This is a genomic window from Pseudarthrobacter phenanthrenivorans (genome assembly GCF_036455295.1).
GTDB classification, from domain to species: domain Bacteria; phylum Actinomycetota; class Actinomycetes; order Actinomycetales; family Micrococcaceae; genus Arthrobacter; species Arthrobacter phenanthrenivorans_C.
Genome location: NZ_JAYXNX010000025.1, coordinates 25,462 through 41,970, shown reverse-complemented (window position 1 = coordinate 41,970; position 16,509 = coordinate 25,462). Strand labels below are relative to the sequence as shown.

Below are 16,509 nucleotides of genomic sequence, written 5' to 3'. Positions count from 1 at the left end.
CCACCCGGCCAACGCCCGATCCGCCGGCAAATACGCCGACAGCCAGGCCATCCCGTCCCGATCCGCACGGAACTCCACCCGCCGGTCCACCACGGACTTGGCATGGCGTTCCTCGATGCTCTCGGCGTGGTGGCGTTCCCGCCACGTCCGGGCCCTGGCCCTGAACCGGTGCGCCGGCATCTGCCCGGCCGGGCACCCCCGCGCCGCGTCCGGTGCANCCGGCATCTGCCCGGCCGGGCACCCCCGCGCCGCGTCCGGTGCATCCGGGTCCAGGAAATGCGCCTCCAACGCCGCCGCCCCCGCAGCATCCAGACTTGCTGACTCGTCCGCCATGGCCACCGCGTGGCCCCAGGACACCGTCCCGGCCTGCAGCGCCGCAAGGGTCCGCGGCAACGAGGTAATAACGGCATGAGCAGTGGCAAGGAACGATGACGCCGCCCGCGGCCCCAAAGCCAGCACACACCCGATCTCCGCCGCGACCGCCATCTCCTGCGCCTGCACCGTCACATCCGGTCCGGCAACAGCATGGGCGCTCTCCGCGTACACCACCGCCGCCGTGGCCACGCGGCAATTCCGGCCTCCACCTCACCGGCACCAGCCAGAATCTCCAGGCAACCATCCGCCAAACCAGCCAACGGATCCGCCACCGAAAACGGCTCCGAACCAGAGCCCTCCACCTCCGCAACCAGCACGGCAAGGGCAGCACGGATATCCGCCAACGCCCCCACCACCGCCGCTTTCCCCATAAACCCATCATGACAAGGGGGTACGACATTCTGGCCTACGGGGCGTCTACCGATCATCGCCCTGAAGGTCTGTACAGCGAGTGCCGGCCCACGGGACACTGGCGCCATGCGCAAACTTTCCTTCGGCATGAACCTGAGTGTGGACGGCTATATCGCCGCGCCCGGCGGCGACCTCGGCTGGAGCGTACCAAGCGACGAGCTGTTCCAATGGTGGTCCGACCGTGTGGGGACGACGGAGCTGGCGCTGTACGGGCGCAAGCTGTGGGAGACGATGAGCTCGCACTGGCCGACCGCCGACCAGCAGCCGGGCGTCACACCGGCGCAGAGTGAGTTCGCCCGCCGCTGGCGGGACATGCCGAAGGTGGTGTTCTCCTCGACGACCAGCACGGTCGACTGGAACACCCGCCTGGTCACCGGCGACGCGGTCACCGAGATCACCCGGCTCAAGGCGGACGACGGCGGCCCCATGGACATCGGCGGCGCCACCCTCGCCGCAGCGGCCATGCGTGCCGGGCTCATCGACGACTACGTGATGGTCACCCATCCGGTCCTGGTGGGCGGCGGCACGCCGTTCTTCACAGCCCTGGACAGCTGGGTGAACCTGCGCCTGGTGGAAACGCAGACGTTTCCCGATGGTGTACTCCTTACCAGATACGAGACCAGGAGCTGACTGCCAGTCGTCGAATCAGCGTGGTTTCTGGCTGCCCAAGCCCTGCCCTGTCAGCCTAGGCTCCGCGCGGTTCGGCGGGACCGCCCGGCTCGCCGGGGCCACCGGAGCCGTGCCAAAGGCAGGCATCCACCTCGAACGGCAGCAACTGGTCCTGCTGTGCCATCAGGGAGGCGCCGTGCGCCGTCACCCGCCGCATGAAGTGGCGCCGGCACAGCGTCTCGTACCCCACCACCGGAGCATGCTCCGCTTCGGTGGGGGCCGCGGCCTCCACCACCATGTCCACGTCGCCCACCACAACCTGGGCGCCCTCGGTGACCATGACGCCGTCGACCGTCCTGGCATTGTGCGTGGCCCGGCGCCCGCACCAGCACAGCGCTTCCACCTGCAGCACCTGCACCCGGTCCGCAAGCTCTATCAGGCGCTGGGAACCCGGGAAGAGCCGGGTACGGAAATCGGCGGTGATGCCGAAGGCAAAGACGTCGACGTCGATCTCGTCCACCACTTTGGCCAGCTGCTCCACCTGTCCGGGAGTGTAGAACTGGGCTTCGTCGCAGATGAGGTAATCGATGCGCTGGCCCCGGGTACGGCGGATCATGACTTCCTCCCAGAAGTCGGTGGTGTCCTGCACCTCCACCGCGTCCGTCTCCAGGCCAAGGCGGCTCGAGATGCGGGACGCGCCCGCCCGGTCGTTCCGGCTAAAGCGCACTCCCCCGCGGCCACGCGCCCGGTGGTTGTAGTCCATTTGCAGGGCAAGGGTGGACTTGCCGCAATCCATGGTGCCTGAGAAGAAGATGAGCTCAGCCACGGCGGCGGGTCCTTCCTTCAGCGGTAAAGCACAGCAGCGGGACCTCCCGCTCGGCCTTGGTCAGGGAGCCGTGCTGGCCCACCACTTCCATGGCGGTGGGCCGCATCCGCCGTCCGTCGTAAAGCGCGACGGCGTCCCGCGCCGCGATCATCACGTCACCGATCCTGCCCTCGACAGCGGGCCGCACGTCACCGAAGAGTCCACCCGCCACGGCTTCATCCCGGGTGAAAGCCCACACCCGGTCACCGAACCGGTCTTTCCAGGCGGCGAGCAGACGCTCCGCGGCCCCGTCCGCTGCGGCTGCTTCCTCCAGGTACAGGTGGACCATCCGCGGTTCGCCGGCCGTGTGCCGGACGCCGTCCACCAGGCCGGGGTCCTGCGAGAAGTCGATGCGCTGGGATTCGGGGACGTCCAGCATGCCGTGGTCGGCGGTCAACAGGATGGTGGTGCCGGCGGGGAGGGAGGAGTTGAGCCGCTTGACGGTGGAATCGAGTTCTTCCAGCTGGTGTTCCCACTGCTCGGAACGGCAACCATAACGGTGGCCGGCCTTGTCCAGTTCATTGACGTAGAAATACATCAGGGCGGGGCCGGCAGCGGCCATGGCCTCGGCGGCAGCGGCGGTGCGCGCGTGTGAGGTCATCCCGGAGATAAACCGGCCGCCGCGCAGCGCAGCGCGGGTCATGGGCGACCCGTCAAACTGGGAAAGGCTGACGGTGCTGACGTCCACGTGTGCGTCGATCCGTTCAAACACTGTGGGGAACGGCTGCCAGGCAGAGGGGTCCACGCCGGGGTCCCAGTTACCCAGCAGGTTGACCACCTTGTCCTGGTCAGGGTCCAGGACGTCATAGCCCACCATGCCGTGCTGGCCGGCGGGAAGTCCGGTCCCGAAGCTGGACAACGCCGCTGCGGTAGTGGAGGGAAACGCCGAGTCCAGCCACACCGGCACGTCGCCCTGCCCGGACTGCATCACCGCACGCAGGAAGGGCGTATGGGCGGCCTTTTGCTTCAGGAGGTTCCTGCCCAGGCCGTCCGCGAGCACAATGCAGACCCTGGACGCGGCGGGCAGCCCCAACGTGTTGGTGAAGCCCTCAACGCCAAGGCTGGCTGCCGCGCTGGTGAGGACCTCCGCGATCGACCGGTTCCCATAGGCAGGAGCCGGCGGAAGGTCGCTAGTACGTGCGGAAGCTTGTACGGCGTGGTGGTCGTCCGGCATCTCAGCGCTGCTGGTGTCCGCGGCTGAGCCGGTTGCCGAACACTCCGGAACGCGGCCTGGGTGCCATGGACTGTGCGTGGGATACGGGGGCGGCGGAACCGGTGTTGACCGCGCGGAGCGCCCTGGCGAAGAGCTTGGCGTCCTGAACGGCCTGGAGCCCATCCGCCTCGGCACTGATCCGCAGCACGATGTCTTCCTGGGCGATGGTTCCCGTGTAACCGTGGTCGGCCTCGCACTGCGGGTCTCCGCAGCTGGCCGGCCCCATGTCCAGCCGCTGGCCCCCGGACCAGGCAATGGACAGGGTGAGTTCGCGAACGGGGTCGGAGGGCTTGTAGTCCTGCGGCTGGGCGTACATGTAGCTCAGGACCACCGAGCGGATCTGTGCCACGGGGACGGACTCCGTGGAGATCTGGGCGACAATCTGCTCCCCCGCTTCGTCCAGCTGCTGGTCATCCACGTGGGTGATGACCAGCATGTCGGCGGTCAGGACCAGTACCGTGATGTGGCGCCGGACCTCGGCCCGGTCGAAGTGGGTTTCCAGGTGGACAAGGTGTGCCACGCAGTCCCGGCCGTCCAGTGCGTCGTCAACGACGTCGGACACCAGGCGCGGGTAGAAACCGGCCTTCTGCAGCGCGTCTTCCAGGCTTTGGCCCTGGAGTCCGTGATTGTGTGAGCTGTGCTGGCGGAGTGCCTGGTTTTCATTTCCGGGCGTTTCGGGCGCCGACGCAGGGGGCTGGAAGCTCATGTCCCCATTTTCACAGATCGTCCGGTCACTTGCTAACCGCGTCAGCCCAGCATGGCCCGCCGGGCGCTGTCCGTACGCTGCGCGGCGTTGCCGATCCGGACATCCGCGGCGAGGATGGTGGCCCCTGAAGTACCGCACAGGACAGGGTTGAATTCCACCAGCGCGATCTCCGGGTGGTTGTCCTTCATCCACGCCAGCCGCCCGGCAAGGTCCTCCAGCGCCTGGACATCAACGGCCGGGAGTCCCTGGTAGCCGAAAAGTTTCCGTGAGGCCCGTGGCGACCGGATGAAATCGTGCACGTCCGCTGCGGAAAGGGGCGGCACGCGGTGGGCCCAGTCGTCCAGGAGGTTGACGGCGTCTCCGGCCAGGCCGAATGAGATCACCGGGCCCAGCAACGGATCCTCGATGGCACGGAAGGTGCAGGCCTGCCCCACCGGCGCCATGGTCTGCACTTCCAGCGCCGCATCCCCGTAGGCCGCGAGCGCGCGGCGCATCTGCACCACGTTCTGGCGCAGCGACTGTTCGTCCTCGATCCCCAGGCGCACCCCGCCAAGGTCAAGCCGGTGGCGGAGCGCGGGGTCCGTGGTTTTGAGCGCAACCGGCCAGCCCAGCCCGTTGGCCGCGGCCACAGCCTCGTCGGCAGTGGTGAAGGGCGCCGAGGGCAGGACGGTGATGCCGTAATGTCCCAGCAGGGACGCCGTTGCGGCAGGATCCAGCTTCTTGAGCTGCTCGCCGGGGACGTCACGCAGCAGGTGATCGAGTTCGGCCTCCGCCTGCCGGGGGTCGCAGCCGGCGGGTTCCACGAACTGCCCCTGGTCTCGGGCGGCCCACTCGGCGTACCGGACCACGGCGGCGAGTGCGGCCACGGCGGCCCCCGGGTTTGAATAGCAGGGGACGGTGCACCCCTCCACTCCCACCAGGCCCTCAACGTTGATGGCGGGGTCGAGGATTCCGGTGAAGGCGGCAACCACGGGCTTGCCGGCGCTGGCCGCGCATTCGGCGAGGACCTTTGCCACGGCATCGGCGGTCAGCCCCCGTGCCGGGAGCAGGGCAGCGACGGCGGCATGCACGGCATCCGAGGACAGGGCGTCAAGGAGGGCCTTCCGCAGCGCGGGCAGGGCCACTGACTGGCCGGCGTCGAGGTCGAGCCCCGACACCACACGGGCAACTCCCAGTCCGTGCGCGGCGGCGCTGTCCGCCACCACGTTGCCCAGTGCCTGTGAGTTGCTGAAAATGGCAACATCCGCTCCCGAGGGCAGCGGCTGGCCTGACACCACCTGGGCCACATCCACCAGCTGCTCCACGGTCTCCACCCGGATGACGCCCGACTGGCGCAGCATTGCGTCCAGCGCGCCTGCCGGGGCCTGCGTGGTACGGACGGCGTGCCCCGGCGGGAGCCGCAGCCCCATGGTGTCCGACTTCGCCACAATGACGGGTTTGGTGCGGGCCAGCCGCCGCGCGATCCGGGAGAACTTGCGCGGGTTGCCGATGGACTCCAGATACAGGCCCACGGCGGCGGTATCGGCGTCGTCCTCCCAGTACTGCATCATGTCGTTGCCGGACACGTCAGCCCTGTTGCCGGCGGACAGGAGGCTGGAAACACCCAGCCTGCGGCGGCTGGAAGCGGCGTACAGGGAAACCCCGATGGCTGCGGACTGGCTGAACAGCCCCAGGCTTCCCCGCAGCGGCATGCTGGGCGCCATGGACGCATTGAGGGACACACCCGGGTGGGTGTTGGCGATGCCAAGCGACGCCGGCCCGATCACCCGCATCCCGTTGGCCCTGGCCTGGCGCACCAGGGCGCGCTGCCGCTGGAGTCCGCGTTCGCCGTCGTCCCCGAAACCCGCCGAGGCGATCACCACACCCTTGACACCGGCCGCGGCGCATTCCGCCACGACGCCTTCCACTTCCTCGTAGGGCACAGCGACGATGGCGAGCTGGACAGGCTCCGGCACGTCGGAGAGCCTGCCGTAGGACAGCATGCCCGCAAGCTCCAGCGCCTCCGGGTTAATGGCGTAGACCGGGCCGTGGAAGCCACCTTCGATGATGTGCTCCAGGAGCTGGTACCCCACCGTGCCCCACTTGCGGCTGGCACCGATCACGGCAACGGACGACGGCGCCAGCAGCTCCCGCACGCTCCTCGCCTCGGCGCGGTGCTCGCGGGATTCCATCACGGCGCGGGATTTTTCGGTGGGGTCGATGTTGAACTCGAGGCTCACGACCCCGTCGTCGAAGTGGCGCTTGACGTCGTATCCGGCGTCGGAGAAAACCATCAGCATCTTCCGGTTTTCCGGCAGGACCTCGGCGGTGAACTTCCGGATCCCGTTCTCATGCGCGGCGGCGGCAAGGTGCTCCAGCAGGATGGAGCCGATGCCGCGGCCCTGGTGGGCGTCCGCGATGTTGAAGGCAACCTCGGCTTCGGTGGGATCGGTAAGCCGGTCGTAGCGGCCGATGCCGATGATTTCGCCGTGGATAGTGATGACGAACGCCACCCGGTCCTTGTAGTCCACCTCGGTGAAGCGCTTGAGCTCCTTGGCGGACAACCTGGCCTTGAACGCGAAGAAGCGCATGTAGATTGAATTCTGCGACTGCCCGGTGTGGAAGGCCTGGACAGCGTCCGCGTCCGACGGGTGGATGGGCCGCACGTGCGCTGTTCCGCCGTCACGCAGGACGACATCGGCTTCCCAATGTTCCGGATATTCGCCGTCCCCGGGCTGATCCACCATAGGCTTAGCCTAGCCAAAAACTATCGCAGCACACCCCGAAGCCTGCGCAGTAACCCCAGAAGGATTTACCAAACCCATGGCCCGCCGCCAAAGTCCAGCCCCGATTGCAGACGACAACTACACGGAGAACATCGTCGATATCGATGTCACCTCCGAAATGCAGGGCTCCTTCCTGGAGTACGCGTACTCGGTGATCTATTCCCGGGCGCTTCCCGACGCCAGGGACGGGCTGAAGCCGGTGCAGCGGCGGATCCTGTACATGATGAGTGACATGGGCCTGCGCCCTGACCGCGGCCACGTCAAGAGCGCCCGCGTGGTGGGCGAGGTCATGGGCAAGCTGCACCCTCACGGTGACGCCGCCATCTACGACGCCATGGTGCGCATGGCCCAGGACTTCTCCCTGCGCCTGCCGCTGATCGACGGGCACGGCAACTTCGGCTCGCTGGACGACGGCCCGGCGGCGCCGCGGTATACCGAGGCCAGGCTGGCGGCGGCCGCCCTCACCCTCACCAACCACCTCGACGAAGACGTGGTGGACTTCGTCCCCAATTACGACAACCAGCTCACCCAGCCGGACGTGCTTCCGGCCGCGTTCCCCAACCTGCTGGTCAACGGCGCCACCGGCATCGCCGTCGGCATGGCCACCAACATGGCCCCGCACAACCTGGTGGAGGTCATCTCCGCTGCCCGGCACCTGATCGCGCATCCCGACGCCACGCTGGATGACCTGATGCGGTTCGTCCCCGGCCCGGACCTGCCCAGCGGCGGCCGGATCGTGGGCCTGGACGGCATCCGGGACGCCTATGCCACGGGCCGCGGGTCCTTCAAGACCCGGGCCAAAGTGGAAATTGAGCAGCTCTCCGCACGGCGCACCGGCCTGGTGGTCACCGAGCTGCCGTACATGGTGGGCCCGGAAAAGGTCATCGAGAAGATCAAGGATGCGGTCAACGCCAAGAAGCTGACCGGCATCAGCGACATCGTGGACCTGACCGACCGCAAACATGGACTCCGGCTGGTCATCGAGCTCAAGAACGGCTTCAACCCGAACGCCGTCCTGCAGCAGCTCTACCGGTACACGCCGATGGAGGACTCCTTCGGCATCAACAACGTGACCCTGGTGGACGGCCAGCCGCAGACGCTGGGGCTGGTGGACCTGCTGTCGGTCTACGTCAACCACCGGATCAACGTGGTCCGGCGCCGGACCGTCTTCCGCCTGGGCAAGAAGAAGGACCGCCTCCACCTGGTGGAAGGCCTCCTCATCGCCATCGTGGACATCGACGAGGTCATCCAGATCATCCGGTCCTCGGACGAGGCCGCCGCAGCCCGCGAGCGGCTGATGTCCATCTACGACCTCACCGAGATCCAGGCCAACTACATCCTGGAACTGCGTCTCCGCCAGCTCACCAAGTACTCCCGGATCGAGCTGGAAAAGGAACAGGACGAGCTCCGCCGGGAGATCGCGGAACTGCAGGCCATCCTGGACTCGGAGGAGCTGCTCCGCACGGTGGTCTCCGACGAACTCGGCGCCATCGCCGAGGAACACGGCACTCCCCGCCGGACTGTCCTGCTGGAGTCGGAAGCCGTCTCCCCCACCGTGGCCGCCGAGATCGCAGGGGCCAACGGCAAGAAGGGCAAGGCGGCGCCGCTGTCCCTGGAGATCGCGGACGACCCCTGCTGGGCCATCCTCACAGCCTCCGGACAAGTGGCGCGCACCGCCAACCAGGAGCCCCTCGCAGAGGCCGGTCCCCGCAGCAAGCATGACGTGTACACCTCGGTGGTCAAGACGTCAGCCCGCGGCGAAATCGCGGCCGTCACCTCGCTGGGCCGCATGCTCCGGCTGCAGGTCATGGACATGCCCGTACTTGCACCGGTGGGCGGCCTCCCCAACCTCGCCGGGGGCGTGCCGGCCAAGGAATTCCTCACCCTGGTGAAGGGCGAATCCCTGGTGGCGTTCGTGCGCCTTGACGAGGTCCTGGCCATCGGCACCGCCCAGGGCGTGGTGAAGCGCGTCCAGCCTGACTACCCCCTGAACCGCGAAGACTGGGAAGTCATCACCCTCAAAGACAAAGACGTGGTGGTGGGAGTGGCTCCCGCGGGCGCGGATGACGCAGAACTGATCTTCATCACCAGGGAGGCGCAGCTCCTGAAGTTCCCCGCCTCCGCGGTGCGGCCGCAGGGGCGCACTGCCGGCGGCATGGCGGGCATCAAACTTGCCGCGGGCGACCAGGTGGTCTTCTTTGGTGCGGTGCAGCCCAAGGATGAGGCCGCCGTCGTGGTTACCATTGCGGGCACCAACGGTGCCCTGCCCGGCACCGCCCCGGGCACTGCCAAGGTGACCGCCTTCTCCGAGTACCCGGCCAAGGGTCGCGCCACCGCCGGCGTCCGGTCGCACCGGTTCCTCAAGGGCGAGGACATGCTGCTGCTGGCCTGGGCGGGACACGGACCGGCGAAGGCCTCGTCCGCCGCCGGCGTTGCCAGGTCGCTGCCGCAGGAACATGGCCGCCGTGACGGCTCGGGTGTCCCGCTCTCGCAGGCCGTGGATGCAGTGGGCCCGGCCATGGCATGGGCGGACGGCGCGTCGGCGGAGGCCTAGCAGCGGCTGGGGCTTCTCCTCGGCGGACAGGCCCCTGGATAGGAACAAGCTGGAGCTCAGCCGACCACGTCCCGCCGCCGGAAGCCGGGGACGGCGAGCGCAAGCAGCACGGCGATGGTGAGGGCGGAGACCAGCACGCTGTCCCATGCGACCCCCTTCCGCAGCGGGTCCTGGCCGATGTACTGGAAGAACGGTGAGGCTTCCTGGATCCTGTCAAAGGCGTCCACCAGCGGCGCAAGCGCGTTGATGATGTAGGCCAGTACCGCCAGCACGGCCGGGATGCCGCGGCTCAGCCCGGTCCGTCCCGTCGCCGCAGACAGCGCCAGTGCCAGGGAGCCGAAGACAACGCCCAACAGTGCCAGGTGCAGCATGGCGCCCGCCACCTTGTCGGGCGGCAGGACCATGTCTGCCAGGTTGCCCTCCAGCACCAGTGAGAACCCCATGACCGCGGCCAGCAGGAACGTGCCCAGCGCCATGGCCAGGAACTTGTCCACCACCACCCGGCCCCGGCCCACCGGGTTGGACAGCAGCAGGTCCATCGTGTGCCGGTCCTCTTCCCCGCCGATGGCCCCCGCGCCCGCGTTGATGGCGTAGATCAGCACGGCAATGGGTCCCATGAAGGACAGGAGTTCCACCTGGATGTACCCCGTGGGAGTGGACATGTCGGCGCTGGAGGTGGCGAACAGCGACCGGAACGCCTCCGGCATTTGGTCGATGAAGTCGCTCATCGACGGCTGCGACTTCACCGACGGCCAGATTGCTGCATACGTGGCCACGATGAGCGCCAGGGAGAGTGCCCAGGCCAGCAGCAGCCGGCTCTGGTCCCGGAGTGTCTTCGTGAGGACGCTAGTGAGCATGGCCTGCCGCCGTCCGGGCAACGGTTTCGGCTGCCGCCGGGGGCGACTGTCCTTGCCGGCTGTCCATTCCGTAGTAGCTCAGGAACGTCTCCTCCAGGGGAGCTTCGGAACATTCGAAGTCCTCCACCTCCCGTGCACTGACCAGCTTCAACAGTGCGTCGAGGGCGGACTGCGGGGCGTTGCAGCTCAGGGTGCGGCCGTCCACCAGCAGGTCCCGCACGCCGGGCACACCCCCGAACTCCGCGGCGGACACGTCCATGGCAAAGCGGGCCCGCACCCGGTGGAGGGAGCGGGCGGCAAGGTCCTGCAGCCGCTCCACCGCCACCAGTTGCCCCGCGCGCACCACCCCGATCCGGTCCGCCACGCGCTCCACTTCGCCCAGGACATGGGAGGAGAAGAGCGCCGAACCGCCGCCGGCAGTGTGCTCGCGGAGGATGGAGTGGAAGGTCTGCTGCACCAGCGGGTCGATCCCGCTGGTGGGCTCGTCCAGGACCAGCAGCCGCGGCTGCGACATCACGGCCAGGACGACGGCGAGCTTCTGCCGGTTCCCGCGTGACAACGTCCGGGCCGGACGGTCCAGGTCCAGTTCAAGCCGGTCCGCCACCCCGGCTGCCCGGCGCCGGTCGTCCCGGTGGCGCAGATGGGAACAGTAGGCCACGTGCTGGTTGCCGGTGAGCCGGTCGTAGAGGGCGGGCTCGCCGGGCACGTAGCCCACCAGGCGGTGGACTTCCCGGGACTGCCGCCAGGCATCGAGCCCCAGCACGGACGCCGTGCCCGCGGTGGGCCGCAGCATGCCCATGAGGAGCCGGATGGTGGTGGTCTTTCCTGCCCCGTTGGGGCCCAGGTAGCCGAACACCTCGCCGGGTCCTATGGTGAGGCTCACGCCATCGAGCGCGGTGTTGCGGCCGAACCTCTTGGTCAGGCCGTCCAGTTGCACCATGCTTTCGTTGTTTTCCTCGCCCATGCGCGCTTCGGGGCTCATGCCGCAAGGGTAGGCGCGCGTCCGGCGGCGTCCCAGAGTCTTTCGGCCCGCAGCGCCTAGACTGCTCCCATGCCTATCGTTCCTGATGAGAAGGACTGGACCTGGGTCCTGTCCCGCCCCTGCCCGGAGTGCGCCTTCAATGCCTCCAGCGCCACCCCGGCAACGGTTCCGGGAAGCATCGAAAGCATGATTCCCCGATGGCTGGCCGTCCTCCGCCGCCCGGACGCCTCGCAGCGTCCGGACGAGGACACCTGGTCCCCGGCGGAGTACGCCTGCCATGTGCGGGACGTGTTCACCCTCTTCGTCCAGCGGCTGAACCTCATGCTGGCAGAGGACGGTGCCCGTTTCGTGGACTGGGACCAGGACCGGACGGCCATCGAGAAGGACTACGCCAACGCCGACCCGTCCGAGGTGGGGCCCGAACTGGCAGCGGAAGGACACGAAGCCGCCGAGTCCTTCGCCCGGGTCCCGGAAGAGGACTGGGGGCGGAAGGGCCTGCGCAGCAATGGCTCGGAATTCACCGTCCTCACGCTCTCGCAATACTTCCTGCACGACGTCGTCCACCACCTGCACGACGTCAACGGCTAAGCGCGGGCCCCGCGGTCCCTGCCGGGCCCTAGCGGGAATGGGCGAGCGAATCCCGTGGCTGCCCGGCGCCTGCGACGAGGTCCAGCCGGGCGTCGCCGGCCTGGATATCCGCCGGGTTGTGGGTCACCAGCACCACGGTGCGGTGGCTGAGGCCGGCTCGGAGGTCTGCCAGCATGGCGGCGGCGGACTCTGCGTCGAGGTGGGCGGTGGGCTCATCCAGCAGGATCACTTCCGCGCCGGTCAGCAGCGTCCGTGCCACCGCCAGGCGCTGGCGCTCGCCGCCGCTCAGGAAGGCACCACCGGGCCCGATCCGGGTGTCCAGGCCCGCCGGCAGCCTGCCTACCAGCCCGGCAAGTCCGACGGCGGCCAGGACGGCTTCCAGCTCATGGTCCCGTGCCAGGGGGCCGGCGCTGCCCGCTTCAGTGCTGCCCGGCGCCCTGCCCAGCAGCAGGTTCCCACGGATGGTGGAGTCGAACAGGTGGGCCTCCTGAGGGCACCACGCGGCGCGCCCGGTGACCTCCACGTGTCCGGCCGCCGGCGGCAGGAAACCCAAGAGCACTGAGAGCAGGGTGGATTTTCCCGAGCCGGACGGACCGGTAACCGCCAGCCAGCGCCCCGGCCCGGCCACTGCGGCCACGCCCGAGAAGACCGGTGCCCCTCCCGGCCACGAGGCGGCCAGTCCCACCAGCTCGACACCTGGCTCGGCACCGGTCCTGCCGGGAACGGACTGCAGACCATCAGGGGTGTCAGCGCCCTCCTCAAGTGCGCCGGACTCCCCCACCCGGCGTATGACGGCACGGAGCGCCGGGAACTGGACCACCGCCGTCGTCATCGCCGCGTAGGGCTCCACCAGGGCCAGGAGCAGGAGGACAATGACGGCTGCCGTGGCCGGGGCAACCTGCGCCGCAAGGACATTCGGGCCGGCCAGCCAGGCAGCAGCCAGCGCGGCCATGCCGCAGGCGGCGGTGGCAACGGCGTGTCCCAGCCCGTCAGCCCAGGCGGAGCGCTGTGAGGCGCGGGTGGCCTCCCGGTCTTCGGCCAGCAGCGCCTCAAGCACGCGGGGAGCTACACCGTTGGCATGCAGTTCGGCGCGCGCATCCAGGGCTGCCGTGACGCGGCGCAGGACGCCGGAGCGGAGGGACTGCTCGGCGGCCGCCGACCTCCGGTCGCCCCACAGAGCAGCAGCGGGCGCCAGGAGCAGGCCGCAGGCAGCTGCGGCAACCACGGCGGGAAGGGCTGCCGGCACCAGCACTCCGGTGGCTGCAACCGCCAGGGCAGATACTGCGAGCGCCGTGACGGGCGGCAGCACCACACGGGGCAGGAGGTCGCGGACGGTGTCGACGTCGTCGATCACCGTGCCCAGCACGTTGCCGCCCTGCAGCAACCGGCGCACCGACAGGGCCCTGCGGCTCAGGGATTCCCAGAGCCGGCCGCGCAGGCGGGTCAGGGCGGCGAACACGGCGTCGTGCAGCAGCAGCCGCTCCCAGTAACGGAAGACGGCCCGGCCGATGCCGAAGAACCGCACCCCCACGATGGCGGTCAGGAGATAGAGAATGGGCGGCTGCTCGCTGGCGCGGATGATCAGCCAGCCGGAAAGGCCGGACAGTGCGACGGCGAAAATGGCCGCGAGGGTTCCTACCAGGGCCGCAGCAGCGAATTTCCCGCGGACCGGGGCCAGCAGCGCTGCCAGAAGGCGGAGGGCGCCGGGATGGGCCTGGGAGGAACCGGTGCCTGTGTTACCGGTATCCGCGTCGCTGAGGCCCTCCGCCTCCGTGACATGTGGTGTGCTGGGACTCCCCGGCGAGGCGGCATTCTCTGTTGAGGGGCTATCCGGCGAGACAACTGCTGCCGGCAGCGCGATGGCATCGCCAGCCTGTTGCTGCGGTGCGGCGGACCTGTCAGCAGGCTTTACCGGCACCAGCACGTCCGCAAGCTGCCGGGTGCGCTGGTTATGGGCCACCAGGATCACGGTGACCCCGCCGCGGAGCCGCCGGATGGCTTCCTCCACAATGGCCGCGGACGCGTCATCCAGGTGTGCGGTGGGCTCGTCAAGCAGCAGAAGCGTCGCTCCCGCTTCGATCCGCGCCAGACCGCGGGCCAGTGCCACGCGCCGCAGCTCTCCCGGGCTGAGCTCCGCCTGGTGCTTCGCTGCAAGGTGTCCGGCTCCGGCGCGTTCCAGGCATTGCCGTGCAGCGTCCTCGGCGGTGAACCGGTCCGGGCCGTGGGCTGGGTCCGGCGACAGGTAAAGCAGCACCTCGTCGAGGACCGTTCCGGCCACCATCACAGGATGCTGCGGCACCCAGGCCACCAGCCGGCGGTCCAGGCCGCTGATGGATCCGGTGATGCGGGTGCCCGTGCTGCCGGCGCCTGTGCTGCCGGTGCCGCCATCGGTGCCGATGGTGCCTGCCAGCACGCCCAGGATGGTGCTCTTGCCGGCGCCGCTGGGTCCGTCCAGTGCCGTGATCCTGTCCTGGGGCGCGGTGAAGGTCAGGGGCCCGACGGCGGCCGCGGACCGTCCGCCGTACGTCACGGTAAGTGCGGTGACCTCGAGCGGGGCGCCGGGCCTGCCGGCCCTGGCGGCGGAAAGGGGGGTTGGTTCGGGCGCGCCGGTCACCGCGGCGGTTTCCGCGAGGGCCGCCCGGCCGTCGTCGCTGGCGTGGTGTGCGGTGCCCAGTTCCCGCAGCGGGAGGTAGCAGTCCGGCGCCAGGAGGAGTGCCAGCAGGCCGGCTTCAAGGGGCATGTCGCCGTGGACCAGCCGGACGCCGATGAACACCGCCACTACTGCCACCGAGATGGTGGCGATGAGTTCCAGGGCCAACGCCGACAGGAACGCGGTCCGCAGCGTTCCCATGGTGCGGGAGCGGTACTCCTCCGAGATCTCCTCCAAGGCCCTGCGCTGCGCTGTGGCCCTGCCCAGGCCCACCAGGACCGGCAGGCCCTTGGCGAGTTCGAGCATGTGGGCGGACAGCCGGGCCAGCGAGGCCTGGGCCTGGCGCACGCTGTCCTGCGTGTACCGGCCGATGAGCACCATGAACACGGGGATCAGCGGCACGGTGAGCACGATGACCAGCGCGCTGACCCAGTCCGCGAAGAGGATCCGGGCGCCCAGCAGCAGCGGAATGGCGGCACAGTTGACCAGTGCCGGAAGGAACTGGGTGTAGTAGCTGTCCAGGGCGTCCAGGCCGCGCGTTGCCAGCACCGCCAGGCCACCGTCGCCGGGCCCTGAAGCGCGCACGCCGGTGCGCAGGGCGCGCTCCAGAAGCTCCCCGCGAAGCTCTTCCTTGACCCCGAGCGCCGCCCGCCGGGCGGCGACGGCCTGTCCCCACACCGTCAGGGAGCGGAGCACGACGCCGGCAAGTCCGGCAGTCAGCTGGCTCCCCCATGCAGGGTTCCCGGCGGCGAGACCTGCAAGGACGGAGGCCACGGCCTGGCCGATGAGGACCAGGGACAGGGCTTTGAGCGCGGCCAGGAGTCCCAGCCAGTAGATGGCTGACCGGGTTGCCGGGCCTGCCGGGAAGGTGGGCCGCATGTCAGCCCTTGGTGGTGAAGACCTTGGCGGCAATGGCCGGGAGGAAGCTGTGGGCCTCCGGGATGTGCGCGGCGCTGACGCGGCGGCGGAACACCCAGTAGGTCCAGGCCTGGTAGGCAATGACCAGGGGAAGGCCGAACGCAGCCACAATGCTCATCAGTCCCAGGGTGTAGTTCGAGGACGAGGCGTTGGAAATGGTGAGGTCAAAGGCGCGGTCCAGTGTGGACGGAAGCACTACCGGGAACACGGCACCGAAGATGGACGCCGTGCCCAGCACCAGGAAGGCGCCCAGGAACAGGAACGCCCTGCCTTCGGAGCCCTTGCGGGCCAGCAGCCATGCGGTTGCGGCCGCGCCTACGGCCAGGACGACGGCGGCCCAGGTCCAGGGCTTGCCGTCCAGGAACTGGATGGCCAGGGCCCACGCCGCAATGGGCAGGAGCAGGACCGGCAGGAGCCGCACGAACCACTGGCGGGCACGGTGCCGGACGTCGCCGTCGGTCTTGAGTGCCAGGAAGGCCAGGGCGTGGAGCAGCGCGAAACCGACGACGGCGAAGCCGCCCAGCAGGGCGTAACCGCTAAACCAGGCCATGGGGCCGCCTTCGCGGTCTCCGTTGGCGTTCAGCGGCAGGCCCGTGGTGGTGAGGGCCAGCGCGGCGCCGACGCCGAAGGCCGCAAAGAAGGACCCCAGAGCGATGGCCCAGTCCCAACGGTTCCGCCAGCTGTCGGTGTCCACCTTGCCGCGGTATTCGAACGCCACTGCGCGGAAGATCAGGGCGAGCAGGACGACCAGCAGCGGGAGGTAGAGCGCGGAGAACAAGGAGGCGTACCAGAGCGGGAAGGCGGCGAAGGTGGCACCGCCTGCGGTGAGCAGCCACACCTCGTTGCCGTCCCAGACGGGTCCGATGGTGTTCAGGAGCACGCGGCGCTCGGTGTCGTTGCGGGCGAAGAGCTTCATCAGCATCCCTACGCCCAGGTCGAAGCCCTCGAGGAAAAGATATCCGGTCCACAGCACCGCAATGGCGATGAACCAGATGGTGGGCAGCAGTTCCATTGTG

The 16,509-nt window shown here is 69.0% G+C and carries 11 protein-coding genes and 1 pseudogene; 3 read left to right on the top strand and 9 right to left on the bottom strand.

Annotated features, from left to right (window positions below; all coding sequences use genetic code 11):
• Nucleotides 1-746 (bottom strand): annotated as a pseudogene (locus tag VXJ37_RS21205) (HNH endonuclease signature motif containing protein); the annotation flags it as partial.
• Nucleotides 747-852: 106 nt separating this feature from the next.
• On the opposite strand from VXJ37_RS21205, the gene VXJ37_RS20275 reads away from it, so the two are divergent.
• Nucleotides 853-1,416 (top strand): dihydrofolate reductase family protein, encoded by a 564-nt coding sequence (locus VXJ37_RS20275; protein ID WP_331324806.1) that lies wholly within the window; start codon nt 853-855, stop codon nt 1,414-1,416.
• A gap of 55 nt (nt 1,417-1,471) precedes the next feature.
• Here the strand turns inward: VXJ37_RS20275 and VXJ37_RS20270 are convergent, their stop codons facing one another.
• From VXJ37_RS20270 to VXJ37_RS20255, 4 genes are read right to left on the bottom strand one after another with little or no spacing between them, the layout of a single operon-like run.
• The gene (locus VXJ37_RS20270; protein WP_331324805.1) at nt 1,472-2,221 is read right to left on the bottom strand and encodes a thymidine kinase; all 750 of its coding nucleotides are present in this window, start codon (nt 2,219-2,221) and stop codon (nt 1,472-1,474) included.
• A complete protein-coding gene (locus VXJ37_RS20265) occupies nt 2,214-3,434 on the bottom strand; it encodes an alkaline phosphatase family protein (RefSeq protein ID WP_331324804.1) in 1,221 nt (406 codons plus the stop codon). Before VXJ37_RS20265 ends, VXJ37_RS20270 begins: the two co-directional genes overlap by 8 nt.
• Nucleotide 3,435: 1 nt before the next feature.
• Complete coding sequence (locus VXJ37_RS20260; RefSeq protein WP_331324803.1) at nt 3,436-4,179, bottom strand: DUF5998 family protein; 744 nt, start codon at nt 4,177-4,179, stop codon at nt 3,436-3,438.
• 41 nt (nt 4,180-4,220) lie between these two features.
• A complete protein-coding gene (locus tag VXJ37_RS20255; protein WP_331324802.1) occupies nt 4,221-6,905 on the bottom strand; it encodes a bifunctional acetate--CoA ligase family protein/GNAT family N-acetyltransferase in 2,685 nt (894 codons plus the stop codon).
• A 76-nt stretch (nt 6,906-6,981) separates the two neighbouring features.
• Here VXJ37_RS20255 and VXJ37_RS20250 point away from each other — a divergent pair, with 76 nt between their 5' ends.
• Nucleotides 6,982-9,498 carry a DNA gyrase/topoisomerase IV subunit A gene (locus VXJ37_RS20250; protein WP_331324801.1) on the top strand — a complete coding sequence of 839 codons (2,517 nt, stop codon included), beginning with the start codon at nt 6,982-6,984 and terminating at the stop codon, nt 9,496-9,498.
• Between the two features lie 56 nt (nt 9,499-9,554).
• Here the strand turns inward: VXJ37_RS20250 and VXJ37_RS20245 are convergent, their stop codons facing one another.
• Together VXJ37_RS20245 and VXJ37_RS20240 are read right to left on the bottom strand one after the other, a co-directional pair.
• Entirely contained in the window at nt 9,555-10,355 is an 801-nt protein-coding gene (locus VXJ37_RS20245; RefSeq protein ID WP_331324800.1) for an ABC transporter permease subunit, read from the bottom strand.
• Nucleotides 10,345-11,337: an ABC transporter ATP-binding protein gene (locus VXJ37_RS20240; RefSeq protein ID WP_331324799.1), complete on the bottom strand. Its 993-nt coding sequence runs from the start codon at nt 11,335-11,337 to the stop codon at nt 10,345-10,347. The genes VXJ37_RS20245 and VXJ37_RS20240 overlap by 11 nt, the downstream gene beginning before the upstream one ends.
• Before the next feature lie 69 nt (nt 11,338-11,406).
• On the opposite strand from VXJ37_RS20240, the gene VXJ37_RS20235 reads away from it, so the two are divergent.
• Nucleotides 11,407-11,925: a DinB family protein gene (locus tag VXJ37_RS20235; RefSeq protein WP_331324798.1), complete on the top strand. Its 519-nt coding sequence runs from the start codon at nt 11,407-11,409 to the stop codon at nt 11,923-11,925.
• Nucleotides 11,926-11,953: 28 nt separating this feature from the next.
• Here the strand turns inward: VXJ37_RS20235 and cydD are convergent, their stop codons facing one another.
• Both cydD and cydB read right to left on the bottom strand, forming a co-directional pair.
• On the bottom strand, nt 11,954-15,454 hold the full coding sequence (gene cydD, locus VXJ37_RS20230; RefSeq protein WP_331324797.1) for a thiol reductant ABC exporter subunit CydD: 3,501 nt from the start codon (nt 15,452-15,454) through the stop codon (nt 11,954-11,956).
• A gap of 1 nt (nt 15,455) precedes the next feature.
• Nucleotides 15,456-16,505: a cytochrome d ubiquinol oxidase subunit II gene (cydB, locus tag VXJ37_RS20225; RefSeq protein WP_331324796.1), complete on the bottom strand. Its 1,050-nt coding sequence runs from the start codon at nt 16,503-16,505 to the stop codon at nt 15,456-15,458.
• Nucleotides 16,506-16,509 lie beyond the last annotated feature (4 nt).

Bases quoted from the DNA above. Each gene is read 5' to 3' on its own strand.
- VXJ37_RS20275 (WP_331324806.1), top strand. From the start codon at position 853: ATGCGCAAACTTTCCTTCGGCATGAACCTGAGTGTGGACGGCTATATC.
- VXJ37_RS20265 (WP_331324804.1), bottom strand. From the start codon at position 3,434: ATGCCGGACGACCACCACGCCGTACAAGCTTCCGCACGTACTAGCGAC.
- VXJ37_RS20260 (WP_331324803.1), bottom strand. From the start codon at position 4,179: ATGAGCTTCCAGCCCCCTGCGTCGGCGCCCGAAACGCCCGGAAATGAA.
- VXJ37_RS20255 (WP_331324802.1), bottom strand. From the start codon at position 6,905: ATGGTGGATCAGCCCGGGGACGGCGAATATCCGGAACATTGGGAAGCC.
- VXJ37_RS20250 (WP_331324801.1), top strand. From the start codon at position 6,982: ATGGCCCGCCGCCAAAGTCCAGCCCCGATTGCAGACGACAACTACACG.
- VXJ37_RS20245 (WP_331324800.1), bottom strand. From the start codon at position 10,355: ATGCTCACTAGCGTCCTCACGAAGACACTCCGGGACCAGAGCCGGCTG.
- VXJ37_RS20240 (WP_331324799.1), bottom strand. From the start codon at position 11,337: ATGAGCCCCGAAGCGCGCATGGGCGAGGAAAACAACGAAAGCATGGTG.
- VXJ37_RS20235 (WP_331324798.1), top strand. From the start codon at position 11,407: ATGCCTATCGTTCCTGATGAGAAGGACTGGACCTGGGTCCTGTCCCGC.
- cydD (WP_331324797.1), bottom strand. From the start codon at position 15,454: ATGCGGCCCACCTTCCCGGCAGGCCCGGCAACCCGGTCAGCCATCTAC.
- cydB (WP_331324796.1), bottom strand. From the start codon at position 16,505: ATGGAACTGCTGCCCACCATCTGGTTCATCGCCATTGCGGTGCTGTGG.